Here is a 15,893-nt window from a genome sequence, read left to right on the forward strand (position 1 = left end):
TTGGGTGGTGGTGGGGGTTGGTTGGTGACGGGCTTCGGTGTGGGGGTGGGAGATGGGTGCCAACTCTTTTCCGGTGTGGGGCGTCTCAGATTGCGCAATTTGATTGTGCTGCTGTTGTCACGTGGTCGGGGGCGCGGCGGCGTACGGTGACCGGATCGGACTGTCGGGGAAACGGGTGGGTCTGTGAGCACAACTGTCACACCGCTGGATGAAGGTACGCCGAAGTCGTGGCGGGTCGCGGTGGATGAGCTGAGTGAGGCCGAGCGGGCGCGGGTGATGCCGGCGGTACGGCGGAAGCGGTGGAGTGAGCGGATCCGGCTGCTGTACCCGCTGGCTGTGCGCTACCACCGGGCCGTGAAGCGGGTCGAGTGGATGCGGTCGAGCACGCCGTACGCCGGGACGCACGAAGGCGCCGAGTTGCCGGTGCGGATCAAGCGCCACAAGTCGTTGCTGCTGCGCCAGCTCGGGGAGACCGAGATGTGGATGCAGCACAACAAGGTGACGAACCTGAAGCTCGCGTGTGCGCAGGTGGACGGGTTGCTGATCCGGCCGGGTGAGACGTTCTCGTTCAACAAGGTGGTCGGTAACGCGACCCGCCGCAAGGGGTACCAGAAGGGTATGCGGCTCTCGAACGGGCAGGCGAAACCGGGGATCGGCGGCGGCATCTGCCAGCTCGCGAACCTGCTGCACTGGATGGTGCTGCACTCGCCGTTGACCGTGACGCAGCGGTCCACGCACAGCTTCGACCCGTTCCCGGACAACGGTCGCGTGCTGCCGTGGGGTGTCGGGTGCAGCATCGTCTACAACTACGTGGACCTGCAGTTCCGCAACGACACCGACCAGACGTTCCAGCTGCGCGTCGGCGTCGGCGACCGGTACCTGGAGGGCGAGATCCTCGCCGACGTGCCGGCCGAGTCGTCGTACCGGGTGTTCTCGAAGGACGAGCGTTTCCTCCGGGCCGGCGGCGATTACTTCCGGCGGAACGAGATCTGGCGCACCGTGATCGACCGCCGCACCGGCGCCGCGCTCCGCGACGAGCTGATCCGCGAGAACGTTGCCCTGGTCAAGTACCTCCCGGTCGACGTCCCGGTCGTGGACGTGGTCCTGCCTTAGAGCAACGAGCACCCGTACTTCTCGAACAGCGCGGCCACATCGCCCGAGAACCCGCCGTGCAACTCGGCGAGCATCGCGCGGGTGGTCGCCGACATGACGAGCACGTACCGGGCCGGTTCCTCCGACGGGTTGCCGAACGTGTGCGGCACGCCCCGCGGGCCGACGATTCCGGAGCCGGCCGGTACGTCGTACTCCTCGCCGTCGATGTTCAGCCGCAGCGTCCCGGACAGCACGTACCACGCCTCGTCGTCGGAGTGGTGGACGTGCAGCGGCGCCTGCCACGCGACCTGATCCGTCGTACGCCCCGCGGCCTCCCACTCGGCGAGCACCAGCCCGGACCCCTCCGGCGCGATCGTCCGCCCGAGCAGTGGTATTCCTGACAGATCATCGCGACGTGGCATGCCTCGCCCTTGCCCAGAACGGGTGGACCCGAAACTGTCGGTACGGCGTTGCAGACTGGAGCTGTGACTGTAGCCGTCGAGCCGTACCGGGAGCGCCCCGCGCGCGTCGCCGGGGCCGAGCTGTGGACGCGGACGGCCGAGGGTGGGGAGTTCCGGATCCTGCCGGACGGCTGCATGGACCTGTTGCTGATGGACGACGACCTGTACGTCGCCGGCCCGGACACCCGGGCGTGGACCGGGAGCGCGCCGCGGGGGACGCGGTACGCCGGGGTCCGGTTCGCGCCGGGTGCCGCGCCGGGGTTCCTCGGCGTACCGGCCCGTGAGCTGCGCAACGAGCGGGTCCTGCTCGCCGACCTCTGGTCGCCGGCCAAGGCGCGCCGGCTGCTCGACCGGATCCGCGCGGAAGGGCCCGACCGCGGCGATGCGCCCGACCGTGCGGAAGCACTCGACCTGGAAGTAGCCCGGCTCGCCGAAGGACCCGCGGACGGGCTGACGATGTACGTCCTCAACAGTGTCCGCAGCGGACTGCTCCGCGGCAGCGCCGGTGTCTCCCGCCTCGCCGGCACGATCGGCCTGAGCGAACGACAACTGCATCGCCGTTGCTTGGACGCGTTCGGCTACGGCCCGAAGCTCCTCGATCGCGTGCTGTGGATGAACGTCGCCCTCGACCACGCCCGTACCGGCCTCCCGCTCGCCGACGTCGCGATGATCACCGGGTACGCCGACCAGGCGCACCTGACTCGCGATGTGAAAGCCCTGACCGGACTGCCCCCGAAGATCCTGATCGGCTGACAAACTGCTCGGCATGACCGAGGTCGGTACGACGGCGTTGCGGCACAACCCGCTGAACGCGGTGACGGCGAACGTCGAGCGGGTGACGTACGCCGACGGGCGCACCGCCGTACGGAAGGAACTCAGGCGGCCGACCGCCGAGACCGGGCCATGGGCGGCGTCGACCGATCCGCGGCACTGGAACTACTGGCGCCGCGAAGTAGAGGTGTACCGCGACGAGCTCCGTACCCGGCTCGCCGACGCCGGCCTGGTCCTCCCGTACGCCGAGGTCGACGAGCGACCGGACGGCGCGGAGCTGTTGATGGAGGACATCGCCGGTACGCCGGGCACCCACTTCAGCCTCGCCGAACACGCCGTACTCGCCCGAGCCTGCGGCCGTTGGCAGGCCCTGCCCGCGGCCGACCGGCCGTGGACGTCGACCGGCTTCCTCCGCGACTACTCGACGACCCGCGTCGTCCCGTGGCATCTCGTGACCGACGACGACGCCTGGCAGCAGCCGCTCGTCCGCGACCACTGGCCGCCCGAACTCCGGCAGGCCTGGACGGCTCTGCTGGTGCACCGCGACAGCTTGCTGAAGCTCGTCGAGTCGCTCCCCCGCGCCCGCTGTCATCTGGACTTCTGGGTGTCGAACGTGATCCAGCGACCGACCGGCGAGCTCGCGCTGTTCGACTGGTCGTTCGTCGGCGACGGCGCGCTCGGCGAGGACATCGGCAACTACATCCCGGACGCGGTGTTCGACCTGTTCTGGCCGGCCGAGCGGATGCCCGAACTCGCCGAGACCTGCATCACCAACTACCTCGACGGCCTGCACGAAGCCGGCTGGCGAGGCGACCCGGACCACGTCCGGCTCGCGGTAATGGCGTCCGGCGTCAAGTACGCCTGGCTGCTCCCCGGCCTGCTCGGCCGCGCCTCCGACGCGACCCACAGCGCCTACCACCGGCAGGCCGACAGCCAACACCTCTTCCACCAACGCGGCCAGGCCCTGCTGTTCGTCGCGAACTGGTGCGCCGAGGCGCTCAGCCGATCACAACCGTGAGAGTCGGTTTCAGGGCGTCCGGTCCAGTCTGGCGACGCCGATGGCGGCATCGGCCATGCCGTAGAAGACGTAATGCTGCCCGTCGATCTCCTCGATCGCGGTCGGGAAGACGACATTGCCCACCGTTCCGACCTTTTCCGCCTCGGTTTCCGGGACCATCAGCGGCTCGGTGGTCCGGGCCACGACGCGGGTGACGTCGGCGGCGTCGAGGATCAGCGCGCCGGCGGCGTACCGGACCTTCTGGGTGGTCGGGTCGAAGCCCTCCGGCTGCTCGCCGGTCACGCCGTGGTGGATCACGAGCCAACCCTCGGGGATCCGCAGCGGCGCCGGACCGGCGCCGATCTTCAGCTCCTCGAACGGGTACTCCGACATCGCCACCAGCCGGTGGTTCCGCAGATGGACGAGGTTCCGTACGTCGGCCTCGACGTCCGCGACCGGTACGAACGACACCCAGATGCCGGGCCGGTCGTCGGTGATCCCGGCGGGCAGGTGCACGCCCTCACCCTCGCGGAACCAGCCGAGGTCCCACATCGGCCGATGCAGCATCGCGTACGACGGAACGCCGTCCGGACCGGGCACCGGCTCCGGGAAGAAGACCGTGTCCTTGTTCGGGAAGAGGTTCAGGTCCGTGTCCAGCTCGGGCTGGTACTCGAAGTGCAACGGGCCCAGCCGCCGCCACTCCCGCAGGTCGGAGGACACCGCGAGCGCGGGCTTCGGCCCGAGCGGACCGTAGGCGACGTACGTCATCACGTGCAGGCCCAGCGACGGTACGTACGTCACGCGGGGATCCTCGACGCCGGCGTTGTTCTTGCCGCGCTCCCACCCTTCGTCCGGTGCGAGTACGACCCCTTCCCGCCGTACGCCGGTCGGCACCCCGTCGTCGAGGACCACGGCGGCCAGCCCGACCCGAGACACGTTGCCGGGAGCAACGAGCCGGGGCAGCAGGTACAGCTGTCCGTCGGGCGTGTGCCCGGTGGCCGGGTTCAGCACGCCCTCCGCCTCGAGTTCGTTGCCCGGCGCGGCCGTCATCAGTACGCCGACGCGGGTGAGGGTGTAGGGAACAGTCACAGGAAGCCCTTCTGGAATTAGCCTTTGACGCCGGAGGACAGGTTCGTGGAGATGAACCGGCGCTGGAACACGACGAACAGCGCGACCGCGGGCGCGGCCAGTACGCACGCACCGGCGAGGACGGCGCCGAACGGGTTGGCCGCCCGCGCCGAGACGGTGGTCAGATAGTTGGACAACGAGACCGCGAGTGGTTGCAGGTCCTGCTGCTTGGTGATCAGGAACGGCCAGAGGAACTCGTTCCACGGCCCGATGAAGGTCAGCAGCACCGCGGTGAGCAGCGCCGGCCGGACGAGCGGTACGGCGACCCGCCAGAGGATGCTCAGCTCCGAGGCCCCGTCGATCCGGGCCGCGTCGAACAGCTCGGCGGGCAACTGCAGGAAGTACTGGCGGAAGACGAAGACCGCCGTCGAGTTGATCAGGAACGGCAGGATCATGCCGAGGTACGAGTCGGCCAGGCCGTAGCTGCGCACGATCAGCACGTAGAGCGGGATCGTCAGCAACTGGAACGGCACGACCTGGATCAGCAGCATCAGGTTGAACACCAGACCGCGCCCACGGAACTGCAGCCGGGCCAGCGCGTAGCCGGCCAGGACGCCGAACACGAGCGTCCCGAGGATCACGCCGCCGGTGAAGATCCCGGAGTTGATCAAGGACCGGCCGAGGTGGATCGAGCTGTTGATCTCGGCATAGTTGTGCCCGGTCAGGTTGGCCGGGTTCGGGAACGCACCGCCCACGGACGGGTCGGGTTCGGCCTGCAGGCTGCCGATCAGCATGTAGTAGAACGGAAACAGGAAGACGAAGGCGCCGACGAGCAGCGCGACGAACTTCAGCCTCACGACTCCTCCCTCCCGACGAACCGCCGTTCGAGCAGCGCCAGCAACAACACACCGATCACCAGCAGCACCCCGATCGCCGCACCGACATCCGGATGCCCTTGCTCGATACCCCGCTGATACATGATCAGGACCGGGGAGGCGGATGCTCCGTCCGGCCCACCACCTCCGGTCAACAGGTAGGGCTCGGTGAACAAGTTGGCGCCGGTCACCGTCGCCACCAGTACGACCAACGTGGTCGCGGGCCGAACACCCGGAACCGTCACGTTGAGAAACGATTTCCACCGCCCGGCGCCGTCCATCGACGCCGCTTCGTACAGGTCTTTGGACACGTTCTGCAGCGCGGCCAGGTAGAGCAGGATGAAGAAGCCGAGCTGTTTCCAGGTGACGTAGACAGCGACTGTTGGCATCGCCAGGGACGAATTCACCAACCAGGACGGATCGGGGGCGAGAGGGCCGAGAACTGAGTTGACGAGCCCGTTCGAGTTGAACAGGAAGAGCCACACCCCGACCACCGCGACCGATGCGGTGACGTACGGGACGTAGTACGCGACACGGAAGAACGTGCGCCAGCGGATCGCGGCGTTCAGGGCGTTGGCGAGGCCGAGCGAGAGGACGACGGTCAGCGGGACGTTGATCACCAGGAAGATCAGCACGTTCCCGAACGCCCGGCGTACGGCGGGGTCCGAGAGCACCGTCACATAGTTGGCGAACCCCACGAACGGCCGCTCCACCACCGCGCCGGGCGCCGCGAAGAAGTAGTCGTGGAACGACATGTACACGGCGAACCCGAGCGGATAGGCGAACACCGCGGCCAGGAATACGACGTACGGCGCGACGAACACCGTCCCGACCGGGTGCGCGCCGAGGATCCGGCCGATCAGCCCACGTCTCATGACTGCTTGACGAGCTGATCGACCTTCTGGGCGGCGTCGTCGAGGGCCGCGCCGGGATCCTGCTGGCCGAAGATCACGGACTTGGAGTAGGCGTCCCGGAAGGTCTGCCAGATCGTGATCGAGTTCGGCACGTTCGGTACCTCGACGGTCCGGGAGGCCTGGTCGGCGAACAGCTTGTAGTCGGGATTCTTGGCGAAGTAGTCGGCGTACGTCGACGCGACGTCCTTGCGCAGCGGCATCTGCCCGGTCGCGGCCAGGAACTTGCCGTCCTGGTCCTTGCTGGTCGCGAACTTCAGCACGTCCGCGGCGGTCCCGCGGTTCTGGCACGCGGAGTACATCGCGACGTTCTTCGCGTCGGAGAACGTGTGAATCTCGGCCGCGGGCTTGCCGGACGAGGTCGGCACCGGGACAACGCCCCAGTCGACCTTGCCCTTGTACGTCGCGATCGCCCACGGGCCGACCACCGCCATCGCCGCGGTGCCGTCGACGAACGCGTCGCCGGTGTACTTCTCCTGCGAGGCGAGCTTGTCCTTGTACATCGTCTGCCAGAAGCCGGCGACCTTCTTGCCCTCGTCCGACGCGAACGTCGCCTTGCCGTCGGCAACCAGTTGCTTGCCGCCGGTCTCGGCGGCGTACAGCGGGTAGAAGTCGAACCAGGACTGGAAGAACTCGTTGCTCGGCGCCGGGTAGATCGCGAACTTCGCGGCCTTCGACGCGACGATCTTGCGCGACGCCGCGAGGAACTCGTCGTACGTCCGCAGCTTCGGATCCGGGATCCCGGCCTTCGCGAAGATCTTCTTGTTGTAGAAGATCATCACCGGGTTGGACTTCCACGGCAGCTGGTAGTACTTGCCGTCCGGCGACTTGTACTGCTGCGCGACGTCCCCGGAGCGCTCCTCGATGTAGGAGGCGTCCAGCGGGACCAGGCCGCCCTGCTTCTGGAACTGCGAGACCGACGCCGGCGAGGTGTTGAAGATCAGGCACGGCGCGTTGCCGGCCGTGATCGCGGCGCCGATCACCTCTTCGGACGACTTCCCGGTCGGGATCTCCTGGGCGGTGATCTTCTGGTCGGCGTGCCCGGCGTTCCAGGCCGCGACCATCTGCTTGCCCCAGGCCACTTCCTCGGCGTTGTTCGAGTACCAGATCTTGATCGGCCCGCGGGCCTTCGCCGCGGCGCCGGCGTCACCAGCGCCGGCGCCGCCGCTCCCGCACGCGGCGAGCGAGCCGGCCAGGGCGATGGCCAGCAGTCCAGCTTGCAACTTCATGGGTCCTCCTAGGCGGGGGGTGCGGAAGTGGAGCGTCGTACGACGAGCTCCGCGGGCGGCAGTTCGACGTCGGGTACGCCGGACTCGCCGTCGACGACCTGGTTCAGCGTCCGGGCCGCGGCGACGCCGAACTGGAACGGGTCCGCGCGGACCGTGGTCAGGCCCGGGTGCACGTACTCGGCGAGCTCGCTGTCGTCGAAGCCCGCGATGCTGAGGTCGTCCGGCACGGTCAGGCCGGCCGCCTGGGCCGCGCCCAGACCCGCGATCGCCATCCGGTCGTTGGCGTAGACGATCGCGGTCGGCGGCTCCGGCAGCGCGAGCAACCGCCGGGTGGCGGCGATCCCGCCGGCCGCGGTGAAGTCGCCGGCCTCGACCGCGACCGGCTGCAGTCCCGCCGCGACCAGGGTCTCGACGAGCGCCGTGGACCGGGCGGTCGCGTGCACGAACGAGGGCGGCCCGGCGACGTGCGCGATCCGGGTGTGCCCGAGTCCGAGCAGGTGCTCGACGACCGCGACGGTGCCGGGCCGGTCGTCGAGGACGACGGCCGGGAACGGCGACTCGCCGTCCGGACGGTTCAGCGTCACCGCCGGGAGGCCGAGCTCGACCAGCAGGTCGATCCGCGGGTCGTCGTGCCGGAGGTCGGACAGGAACACCCCGTCGACCCGGGCGTCCCGCGCGAGCCTCCGGTACCCGTCCGCCTCCGCGCCATCGGCGACCACCTGCAGGACCAGGGCCTGCCCACGGGTCGACAGGACGCTCTCGACACCGGCGATGAAGGCCGGGAAGAAGGGATCCGAGGACAGCACCGCCGGGTCCCGGGTGATCACCAGACCGAGCGCGAACGCCTTCGAGACCGACAGTGAACGCGCCCGGTTGCTCGGCCGCCAGCCGAGCTCGTCGGCGGCCGCGAGGATCTTGTCCACGGTCGCCTGGGCCAGCCCGGGCCGCCCGTTGAGAGCGAACGAGACCGACCCCTTGGACACTCCCGCCCGGCGGGCCACGTCCGCGATCGTCGGTCGCTTCGTCACGCTGATGCTCCTTTAAACCGGTTTAAACAGCATTCAAACCGGTTTAAAACCACGATGTCAAGAGTTCGGCCCACTGCGCAGTAGCGCAATCTGCGGGCGGTTGCGCGCACTCGTTTGCAACCGATCGCTTGACGGGCCCCCGCGCGACTGGCTTAACTGGGCGGCAGTGACGCACCCAGCCGGTAGCAGGCCGACGGCCTGAAGTCCGGTTTTCCGGCGCCAGGGTCTGGTGAGACAGCCCGAGGCGGGGTCGCGTCCCCGGGACCGATGGAGCAAATCGTGTCCAGACTCACCCGCCGCCTGCTCGCAGCAGCCGCGGCCCTGTTGACGCCGGCCCTCGCAGTCACCGTCCCTCTCCTCAACCGGAACTCCGCCGACGCGGCCGTCACGCTGCCGCCGGCACACGCGAAGTTCGACTACCAGATCGGCGGCGCGTACACCCCGCCCACCGGCGTCCAGGTGGTCACCCGCGACCGGACCGCCGCCCCGGCGGCCGGCCTCTACAACATCTGCTACGTCAACGCGTTTCAGGTGCAGCCCGGCGAACAAGGCCAGTGGGCCGCCGACCTGCTGCTCCGGGACGCCAACGGGAACCTGGTCATCGACCAGGACTGGGGCGAGCCCCTGCTCGACCTCCGGACCGCGGACAAGCGGAACCGGATCGCCGCCAAGGTGAACGGCTGGATCGACGGCTGCGCCGCCAAGGGCTACCAGGCGATCGAGCCGGACAACTACGACAGCTACACCCGTTCGAAGAAGTTGCTCACCGCACCCCAGGCCGAGGCGTACCTGAAACTCCTGGCCACCCACGCACATGGCAAGAACCTCGCCATCGGCCAGAAGAACACGGTCGAGCTGGCCGGTGACCGGCAGGTCGTCGGCCTGGACTTCGCGGTCGCCGAGGAATGCGGCCAGTACGACGAGTGCGCCGACTACGTCGATGCCTTCGGCAACAACGTGATCGTGATCGAGTACACCGACAGCGGCCGCCGGACAGCGTGTTCGGGCTTCGGCGGAACGTTGTCGATCGTGCAGCGCGATGTGGACGTGTCGGTCCCGGGCGACTCCGGGTACGTCCGCAAGACCTGCTGAAACTCCTTTTCCTGCTCCCTTTCTGGAGACCGACATGTCTCAGCATGCTCGAAACCTGTCCCGTCGCGACCTTCTCCGGGCCGCGGCCGCAACCGTCGCCGCCGGAAGTCTTGCCGCCTGTGGCAAGCAGGACGACGGCGCCGACGCCAACGGTGTGGTCACGCTCGATCTGTGGCACGGCCAGGTGGACCTGGGGAAGGCGGCGATCGACTCGCTGATCGCCGCGTTCAACCAGAGCCACCCGAAGATCAAGGTGGTCGGCGGCGGTGGCGGGGTGACCGCCGACAGCATGCTGCAGAAGGTCACCGCGGGACTGGCGGCGGGGTCCTACCCGGACATCGCGTACATCTTCGGGTCGGACCTCGCCAGCCTGACCAAGAGCCCGAAGGTCGCCGACCTCACCGGGAAGCTGAAGATCGACGACTACTGGCCGGCCGCGAAGGACGCGGTCAGCGTGAAGGGCAAGGTCCGGGCCGCGCCCGCGCTGCTCGACTCGCTCTGCGTGGTCTACAACAAGAAGTTGTTCAAGGCGGCCGGCGTCGCGCCGCCGAAGGACGGCTGGACCTGGGACGATTTCGTTGCCACCGCCAAGCAGCTGACCAACCCGGCGAAGGGCGTGTTCGGCGCCGGCTGGCCGGGGGTCGGCGACGAGGACACGGTCTGGCGGATCTGGCCGATGATCTGGGACCTCGGCGGCGACGTGGTCAGCGGCGACGGGAAGAAGGTCGGCTTCGACACCGTCGGTGCGCAGGCGCTCGGCACACTCGACAAGCTGCGCACCGACAAGTCGCTGTACGTCGACCCGAAGCCGGGCAGCGAGCAGCTGTACCAGGTGTTCCTCGGCGGACGGATGGGAATGGTTGCCACCGGCCCCTGGCAGCTCCCGGAGCTGAAGGACGCCGGCGTCGACTACGGCGTCGTCCCACTGCCGACGTACTCCGGGAAGCCGGTCACGATCTCCGGGCCGGACACCTGGACGGTCTTCGACAACGGCAAGGCGAAGGTGCAGGCGGCGACCGAGTTCGTCAGCTGGCTGGCCGAGCCGGCGCAGGACATCCAGTGGGACGTCAAGGGCGGCAGCCTGCCGATCACGAAGGCGACCGCGGACCTGCCCGCCTGGAAGAAGCACTCCGCCGAGACGAACGGGCTGGAGGTGTTCGTGAAGGCGCTCGACACCGCGAAGGTGCGGCCGACGATCACGACGTACCCGAAGATCTCGGAGCAGGTCGGGCAGGCGATCGCGGCCGTACTGCTGGGGAAGCAGAGCCCGGAGGACGCGCTCAAGCAGGCCGTTGACCAGTGCAACCAGTTGCTGGCGGTGCCGAGCTGATGGCCAGTGTCGTCGGGACGTTCACGGTCGATCCGCGGAGCCGGGCGGCGAAGCGGCGCCGGCGGGGTGAGGGCGCGACCGGCTGGGCGTTCGTGAGTCCGTCGGTGGTGATCATCCTCGGGCTCAGCGTCGTACCCGTGCTGTGGTCGTTGCTGTTGTCGTTCCAGGCGAACGACCTCGTCTCCCCGAGCGAATGGGTCGGGCTGGCGAACTACAAGGCACTGCTGAAGGACCCGTCGTTCGGGTCGGCGGTCTCGCACACACTGGTCTACACGGCGCTGTACGTGCCGCTGAGCGTGGTCGCGGGGCTGGCGATCGCGATCGCGCTGGACCGGAAGATCGCGTTGATCGGGCTGTACCGGACGCTGGTGTTCGTACCGTTCGTGGTGTCGGCCGCGGCGCAGGGCGTGCTGTTCTCGTTTGTACTGGATCCCGAGTTCGGTGTCGCGAACTCGTTGCTGCACAAGTTCGGGCTGCCCGCGCAAGGGTTCTTCAGCGATCCGGGGCAGGCGCTGTACCTGCTCGTCGCGATCTCGTTGTGGAGCGGGACCGGGTTCTGCGTGATCGTCTACCTTGCCGGTCTGCAAGGGGTTTCGGGCGAGCTCGTCGAGGCCGCCCGGATCGACGGTGCGGGTCGGTGGGGTGTACTGCGGCACGTGACGCTGCCGGCGTTGACGCCGGTGTCGATCTTCCTGCTGCTGTTCCAGACGATCAACGCGTTGCAGGTGTTCGATCTGGTGTTCGTCACCACGAAGGGCGGCCCGCTCGGGTCGACCACGGTGATCGTCTACTTCATCTGGGAGAAGGCGTTCAAGACGTTCACCGCCGGGTACAGCGCGGCGGCGGCGTACACCTTGGCGGTCGCGTTGCTCGTGGTCGGGGTCGCGCTGCAGGTCTACCGGCGGCGGGTGGCGGCCCGATGAAGCGCATCAGCGGATGGCCCTTCAGTCGATGGCACCTCGTGCTCGCGCCGTTGGCGTTGCTGTTCGCGTTGCCGTTGATCTGGCTGCTGGTCAGCTCGGTGATGAGCAACGCGGAGATCAACCGGTTTCCGCCGGCGTTGTGGCCGCACGGCATCAAGTTCGACGGGTACCGGTACGTGCTCGGAAACGCCCTGTTTCCGCGCTGGTTCCTGAATTCCTTCATCGTCTCCGCGATCGCCGTGACCGCGAACCTGGTGCTCGGGTCGCTCGGCGGGTACGCGTTCGCGCGGATCCGGTTCGCCGGGTCGAAGATCGTGCTCGGGCTGATGCTGGCCACCATGGTGATCCCGTTCCAGCTGACGATGATCCCGACGTTCCTCGTGATGAAGCAGCTCGGGCTGATCGACACGCTCGGGGCGCTGATCGTTCCGTCGCTGGTGACACCGCTTTCGGTGTTCCTCTTCCGGCAGTTCTTCGTCTCGCTGCCCCGCGAACTCGAGGAGGCCGCCTGGATCGACGGCTGCGGGCGGCTGCGGATCCTCGTGTCGATCGTGCTGCCGCTGGCCCGGCCGGCGTTGAGCACGGTCGCCGTACTGACGTTCCTCGCCACCTGGAACGACCTGACCTGGCCGTTGATCGCGATCAACAGCGACTCCACGTACACCCTCCAGCTGGGACTGACGACGTTCCAGGGGCAGCACCACACCCAGTGGTCGGCCGTGATGGCCGGCAACGTGATCACGGTGCTGCCGGTCCTGCTGGGGTTCCTCCTGGCCCAGAAGGCGTTCATCCGCTCGCTGGCCTCCACCGGACTCAAAGGCTGACCTATGTTCGATCTGCTCGTGATCGGTGACGCGAACCCCGACGTGGTCGTCGGGCCTGTCGACCAGCCGATCCTCTTCGGCCAGCGGGAACGACTCGTCCCGCACGGCTCCCTCGTCCTCGGCGGCTCCGCCTCGATCATGGCCTGCGGCGCGGCCCGGCTCGGCCTGCGGGTCGCGTTCGCCGGCCGGGTCGGCGACGATCCGGCCGGCGACTTCGTCCGTACGTCGTTGTCCGACCGCGGGGTGAACGTCGACGCTCTGGTGGTCGACCCGGCGCTGCCGACTCCGCTGACCACCATCCTCACCTCGGGGGACGATCGCGCGATCCTGACGTCCCCGGGGTGCTTGCCCAGTACTGCTGCTGAGGATGTGCCGCAGAGTCTGATCAGGTCGGTGCGGCATGTGCATGCGGGGTCGTTCTATCTGATGCCGCGGTTGGCGGCCGGGTTGGCGGGGGTGTTCAAGGAGGCGAAAGCGGCGAAGGCGACCACCTCGCTGGATCCGAACGACGATCCGGCCGGCAAGTGGGACCGGATGGTGCTCGACCCGGTGTTGCGGGTGACCGACTACTTCCTGCCCAACGCGAGCGAGGCGCTGGCGCTCACCGGGCACTCCTCGGTGGAGGACGCCGCCGGCATCCTCGCGCGCCGGATGGCCCGTCGCGGAACCCTGGTCGTGGTCAAGAACGGCCCAGACGAAGCACTGGCCCACAACGGCTCCAGGGCCATCACCGCACCGGCGTTGAAGGTCGACACGATCGACGCCGTCGGCGCCGGCGACAGCTTCGACGCCGGCTGGGTGGCCGCCGTACTCAACGGCATGAAACCCGACCGCGCACTGACAGTCGCGGCAGCCTGCGGTTCGCTCTCCACCCGCGCGGCCGGCGGAACAGCCGCTCAACCGACCTGGGAAGAGGTAACAGCATGACGACGATCGTCTTCGTCGGAGCAGGAAGCGTGGTGTTCACCCAGGGGCTGTTGGCGGATCTGTTCGGTCTCGAACTGGGGGCGCTGGAGATCCGGCTGCACGACATCGATCCGGAGCGACTCGAGACGGCGGCGGCCGCAGCGACGTACATCGCTCGCGAGCTTGGTGTGACGCCGCGGATCAGCACGCACCTCGAACGGCGGGCGGCACTCGACGGCGCGGACTTCGTGATCAACATCGTGCAGGTCGGGATGAACGCGGCCACGCAGGTCGACTTCGAGCTCCCGGCGCGGTACGGGCTGCGGCAGACGATCGGCGACACACTCGGCGTCGGCGGTGTCTTCCGCGCGCTCCGGACCTTCCCGGTGCTGCGCGGCCTCGCGTACGACATCAACGAGGTGTGCCCGGACGCGTGGCTGCTCAACTACACCAACCCGATGGTGATGAACGTCTGGTACCTGAAGGCGCTCGGCGTCCGGAACGTCGCCGGCCTCTGCCACTCGGTGTACTGGACGATGCAGGGCCTGTCCGAGCTGGTCGGCGTACCGTACGACGACGTCACCTACCTGGCCGCGGGCGTCAACCACCAATCGTGGGTACTGCGTTTCGAACGCGGCCGGGAGAACCTGTACGACCGGCTGGACGAGGCGATCGCGGCCGACCCGGAACTGCTCCGGCGGGTCCGCGTCGACATGTACCGGCGCCTCGGGTTCTACCCGACCGAGACCAGCGAGCACTCGTCGGAGTACGTGCCCTGGTACCTCGGCCACCGCAGCGAGGTCGAGCGGCTCCGGCTGCCGGTCGGGGCGTACCTCGGCATCGTCGCGGAGAACCTGGCGACGTACGAACAGACCCGGAACGCGCTGAAGTCCGGCGACCCCGTCGAGGTCGAACCCACGATGGAGTACGCCCCGCAGATCATCCACAGCATCGTGACAGGCACCCCCCGCACCATCTACGCCAACGTCCCCAACACCGCACCGCCACCGACCGGCACCCCCACCCCCGGAACAACCCCACCCGGGACCCTCATCCCCAACTTGCAGTCCAGGGCCATCGTCGAGGTCCCGTCCCTGGTAGACGCTTCGGGCATCCAACCAACAGCAGTCGGCGAGCTACCCGCACAGTGCGCCGCCCTGAACCGCGCGTACCTGAACGTCGCCGAGCTCACCGTCCAAGCAGCCCTCACCGAGGACCCCCGAGCGATCCGCCAGGCTGTCATGGTCGACCCCGCGACCGCCGGAACTCTTACCGTGGAACAGATCTGGGAACTCTGCAACGACCTGGTCCTTGCCCACCACAACTACCTGGACCCGTCGTTGAGGGCTGCTCTCAAGTAGTCGCCGTACGTCGCGAAACCGGTCAGTACCTCGGCCGCCGTCGGCTGACCGGTGAGGGCGCCGACGCCCTGGCCCGCGTAGATCGAGGCGCGGGCCGGGTCGGCGGCGCGCGTGCCGTCGAGGTACTCCTGGTGCGCCACGTCCTTGGTTTTCAGTTCGTCCTCGTGTCCTTCCCAGGTGTCGAAGAACGTGTTGCGGAGGGCGCGGCCGCCGTACTCGTCCGGCCAGCCGGCGCGGGAGGCCGCGTCGAAGACGGTGCCGTAGACGGTGTCGGTCTCGTCGGCCTCGATGATGCGTCGGCGGGCGGGCTCTTTGGTCTGGGCCTCGATGCAGGTGAGGAACGCCGTACCGATCCAGCCGCCGGCGGCACCGGCCGCGAGTACGGCGGCGAGGCCGCGCGGGCCGGAGATGCCGCCGCCGGCCAGCACCGGGAGGTCGGTGAGGTCAAGGATCGCCTGCAGGAGTGGCAACGTCGCGACCGCGTTCCGTCCGTGACCACCGGCTTCGGCGCCACGGGCAACGATCACGTCGACCCCGGCGGCGATCGCCTCGCGGGCGTCGGCGACCGTACCGGCCTGGGTCGCGACGACGATGCCCGCCTGCTGGAGAGTGCCGACGTACGGCGCATAGTCACCGAAACTGAGCGAGACGAGCGCCGGTCGCAGCTCGAGCACCGCGTCCAGGTGCTCCGGGTGGTCAGCCACCGACCAGGCCATCAGCCCGACCCCGTACGGCTTCCCGCCCGCCGCGGCGATCGCCCCCTCGTCCCGGATCCACTCCGCCGAGACCGCCGACCCCGCACCAAGCATCCCCAGCCCACCCGCACCCGAGATCGCCGCCGTCAGCCGCCCACCACTCACATTGGCCATCGGCGCCCCCACCACCGGCACACCCAGCCCGAACTTCTCCGTCAGCCACATGCCCCCAGCGCACCACAGCGCCGTGCCGCAGCGCCATGGCAGGGACCACAAGCCGGGTCTGCGCACCCCTACTCGGGGGCTTGAACAAGCTATTGCCTGTCCGCA

At 68.6% G+C, this 15,893-nt stretch carries 16 protein-coding genes; 9 read left to right on the forward strand and 7 right to left on the reverse strand.

Annotated features, from left to right (window positions below; genetic code table 11):
• Positions 1-183: 183 nt before the first annotated feature.
• Complete coding sequence (locus ACQHIV_RS22190; RefSeq protein WP_427884896.1) at positions 184-1,113, forward strand: VanW family protein; 930 nt, start codon at positions 184-186, stop codon at positions 1,111-1,113.
• Here the strand turns inward: ACQHIV_RS22190 and ACQHIV_RS22195 are convergent.
• The gene (locus ACQHIV_RS22195) at positions 1,110-1,514 is read right to left on the reverse strand and encodes a cupin domain-containing protein (protein ID WP_427884897.1); all 405 of its coding nucleotides are present in this window, start codon (positions 1,512-1,514) and stop codon (positions 1,110-1,112) included. The two genes, ACQHIV_RS22190 and ACQHIV_RS22195, sit on opposite strands and share 4 nt — an antisense overlap.
• Positions 1,515-1,577: 63 nt before the next feature.
• On the opposite strand from ACQHIV_RS22195, the gene ACQHIV_RS22200 reads away from it, so the two are divergent.
• The gene (locus ACQHIV_RS22200; protein ID WP_427884898.1) at positions 1,578-2,306 is read left to right on the forward strand and encodes a helix-turn-helix domain-containing protein; all 729 of its coding nucleotides are present in this window, start codon (positions 1,578-1,580) and stop codon (positions 2,304-2,306) included.
• 13 nt (positions 2,307-2,319) lie between these two features.
• A complete protein-coding gene (locus ACQHIV_RS22205; RefSeq protein ID WP_427884899.1) occupies positions 2,320-3,342 on the forward strand; it encodes an aminoglycoside phosphotransferase in 1,023 nt (340 codons plus the stop codon).
• A gap of 9 nt (positions 3,343-3,351) precedes the next feature.
• Here the strand turns inward: ACQHIV_RS22205 and ACQHIV_RS22210 are convergent, their stop codons facing one another.
• The 5 genes from ACQHIV_RS22210 to ACQHIV_RS22230 are packed head-to-tail and all read right to left on the reverse strand — an operon-like array spanning position 3,352 to position 8,432.
• Positions 3,352-4,410: a glycoside hydrolase family 130 protein gene (locus ACQHIV_RS22210; protein ID WP_427884900.1), complete on the reverse strand. Its 1,059-nt coding sequence runs from the start codon at positions 4,408-4,410 to the stop codon at positions 3,352-3,354.
• A 17-nt stretch (positions 4,411-4,427) separates the two neighbouring features.
• On the reverse strand, positions 4,428-5,246 hold the full coding sequence (locus ACQHIV_RS22215) for a carbohydrate ABC transporter permease (protein WP_427884901.1): 819 nt from the start codon (positions 5,244-5,246) through the stop codon (positions 4,428-4,430).
• On the reverse strand, positions 5,243-6,139 hold the full coding sequence (locus ACQHIV_RS22220) for a carbohydrate ABC transporter permease (protein WP_427884902.1): 897 nt from the start codon (positions 6,137-6,139) through the stop codon (positions 5,243-5,245). Before ACQHIV_RS22220 ends, ACQHIV_RS22215 begins: the two co-directional genes overlap by 4 nt.
• Positions 6,136-7,404, reverse strand: a complete 1,269-nt coding sequence (locus tag ACQHIV_RS22225) for an extracellular solute-binding protein (protein ID WP_427884903.1) — start codon at positions 7,402-7,404, stop codon at positions 6,136-6,138. The genes ACQHIV_RS22220 and ACQHIV_RS22225 overlap by 4 nt, the downstream gene beginning before the upstream one ends.
• Before the next feature lie 8 nt (positions 7,405-7,412).
• Positions 7,413-8,432 (reverse strand): LacI family DNA-binding transcriptional regulator, encoded by a 1,020-nt coding sequence (locus ACQHIV_RS22230; RefSeq protein WP_427884904.1) that lies wholly within the window; start codon positions 8,430-8,432, stop codon positions 7,413-7,415.
• A 279-nt stretch (positions 8,433-8,711) separates the two neighbouring features.
• Here ACQHIV_RS22230 and ACQHIV_RS22235 point away from each other — a divergent pair, with 279 nt between their 5' ends.
• From ACQHIV_RS22235 to melA, 6 genes are read left to right on the forward strand one after another with little or no spacing between them, the layout of a single operon-like run.
• The gene (locus ACQHIV_RS22235) at positions 8,712-9,524 is read left to right on the forward strand and encodes an endo alpha-1,4 polygalactosaminidase (RefSeq protein WP_427884905.1); all 813 of its coding nucleotides are present in this window, start codon (positions 8,712-8,714) and stop codon (positions 9,522-9,524) included.
• Between the two features lie 34 nt (positions 9,525-9,558).
• Positions 9,559-10,854: an ABC transporter substrate-binding protein gene (locus ACQHIV_RS22240; RefSeq protein ID WP_427884906.1), complete on the forward strand. Its 1,296-nt coding sequence runs from the start codon at positions 9,559-9,561 to the stop codon at positions 10,852-10,854.
• Positions 10,854-11,777, forward strand: coding sequence for a carbohydrate ABC transporter permease (locus ACQHIV_RS22245; RefSeq protein WP_427884907.1), 924 nt, complete (start codon positions 10,854-10,856; stop codon positions 11,775-11,777). The genes ACQHIV_RS22240 and ACQHIV_RS22245 overlap by 1 nt, the downstream gene beginning before the upstream one ends.
• Complete coding sequence (locus tag ACQHIV_RS22250; protein WP_427884908.1) at positions 11,774-12,601, forward strand: carbohydrate ABC transporter permease; 828 nt, start codon at positions 11,774-11,776, stop codon at positions 12,599-12,601. The genes ACQHIV_RS22245 and ACQHIV_RS22250 overlap by 4 nt, the downstream gene beginning before the upstream one ends.
• 3 nt (positions 12,602-12,604) lie before the next feature.
• A complete protein-coding gene (locus ACQHIV_RS22255; RefSeq protein ID WP_427884909.1) occupies positions 12,605-13,528 on the forward strand; it encodes a carbohydrate kinase family protein in 924 nt (307 codons plus the stop codon).
• Entirely contained in the window at positions 13,525-14,868 is a 1,344-nt protein-coding gene (melA, locus tag ACQHIV_RS22260; protein ID WP_427884910.1) for an alpha-galactosidase, read from the forward strand. Before ACQHIV_RS22255 ends, melA begins: the two co-directional genes overlap by 4 nt.
• On the opposite strand, the gene ACQHIV_RS22265 is transcribed toward melA, so the two are convergent.
• Entirely contained in the window at positions 14,832-15,788 is a 957-nt protein-coding gene (locus ACQHIV_RS22265) for an NAD(P)H-dependent flavin oxidoreductase (protein WP_427884911.1), read from the reverse strand. The two genes, melA and ACQHIV_RS22265, sit on opposite strands and share 37 nt — an antisense overlap.
• Between the last annotated feature and the right edge of the window lie 105 nt (positions 15,789-15,893).

This window comes from Kribbella polygonati (assembly GCF_050320105.1).
Lineage (GTDB): Bacteria > Actinomycetota > Actinomycetes > Propionibacteriales > Kribbellaceae > Kribbella.

Coding starts and splice junctions, on each gene's coding strand:
- ACQHIV_RS22250 (WP_427884908.1), top strand. CDS start 11,774: ATGAAGCGCATCAGCGGATGGCCCTTCAGTCGATGGCACCTCGTGCTC.
- melA (WP_427884910.1), top strand. CDS start 13,525: ATGACGACGATCGTCTTCGTCGGAGCAGGAAGCGTGGTGTTCACCCAG.
- ACQHIV_RS22245 (WP_427884907.1), top strand. CDS start 10,854: ATGGCCAGTGTCGTCGGGACGTTCACGGTCGATCCGCGGAGCCGGGCG.
- ACQHIV_RS22240 (WP_427884906.1), top strand. CDS start 9,559: ATGTCTCAGCATGCTCGAAACCTGTCCCGTCGCGACCTTCTCCGGGCC.
- ACQHIV_RS22220 (WP_427884902.1), bottom strand. CDS start 6,139: ATGAGACGTGGGCTGATCGGCCGGATCCTCGGCGCGCACCCGGTCGGG.
- ACQHIV_RS22225 (WP_427884903.1), bottom strand. CDS start 7,404: ATGAAGTTGCAAGCTGGACTGCTGGCCATCGCCCTGGCCGGCTCGCTC.
- ACQHIV_RS22265 (WP_427884911.1), bottom strand. CDS start 15,788: ATGTGGCTGACGGAGAAGTTCGGGCTGGGTGTGCCGGTGGTGGGGGCG.
- ACQHIV_RS22255 (WP_427884909.1), top strand. CDS start 12,605: ATGTTCGATCTGCTCGTGATCGGTGACGCGAACCCCGACGTGGTCGTC.
- ACQHIV_RS22195 (WP_427884897.1), bottom strand. CDS start 1,514: ATGCCACGTCGCGATGATCTGTCAGGAATACCACTGCTCGGGCGGACG.
- ACQHIV_RS22205 (WP_427884899.1), top strand. CDS start 2,320: ATGACCGAGGTCGGTACGACGGCGTTGCGGCACAACCCGCTGAACGCG.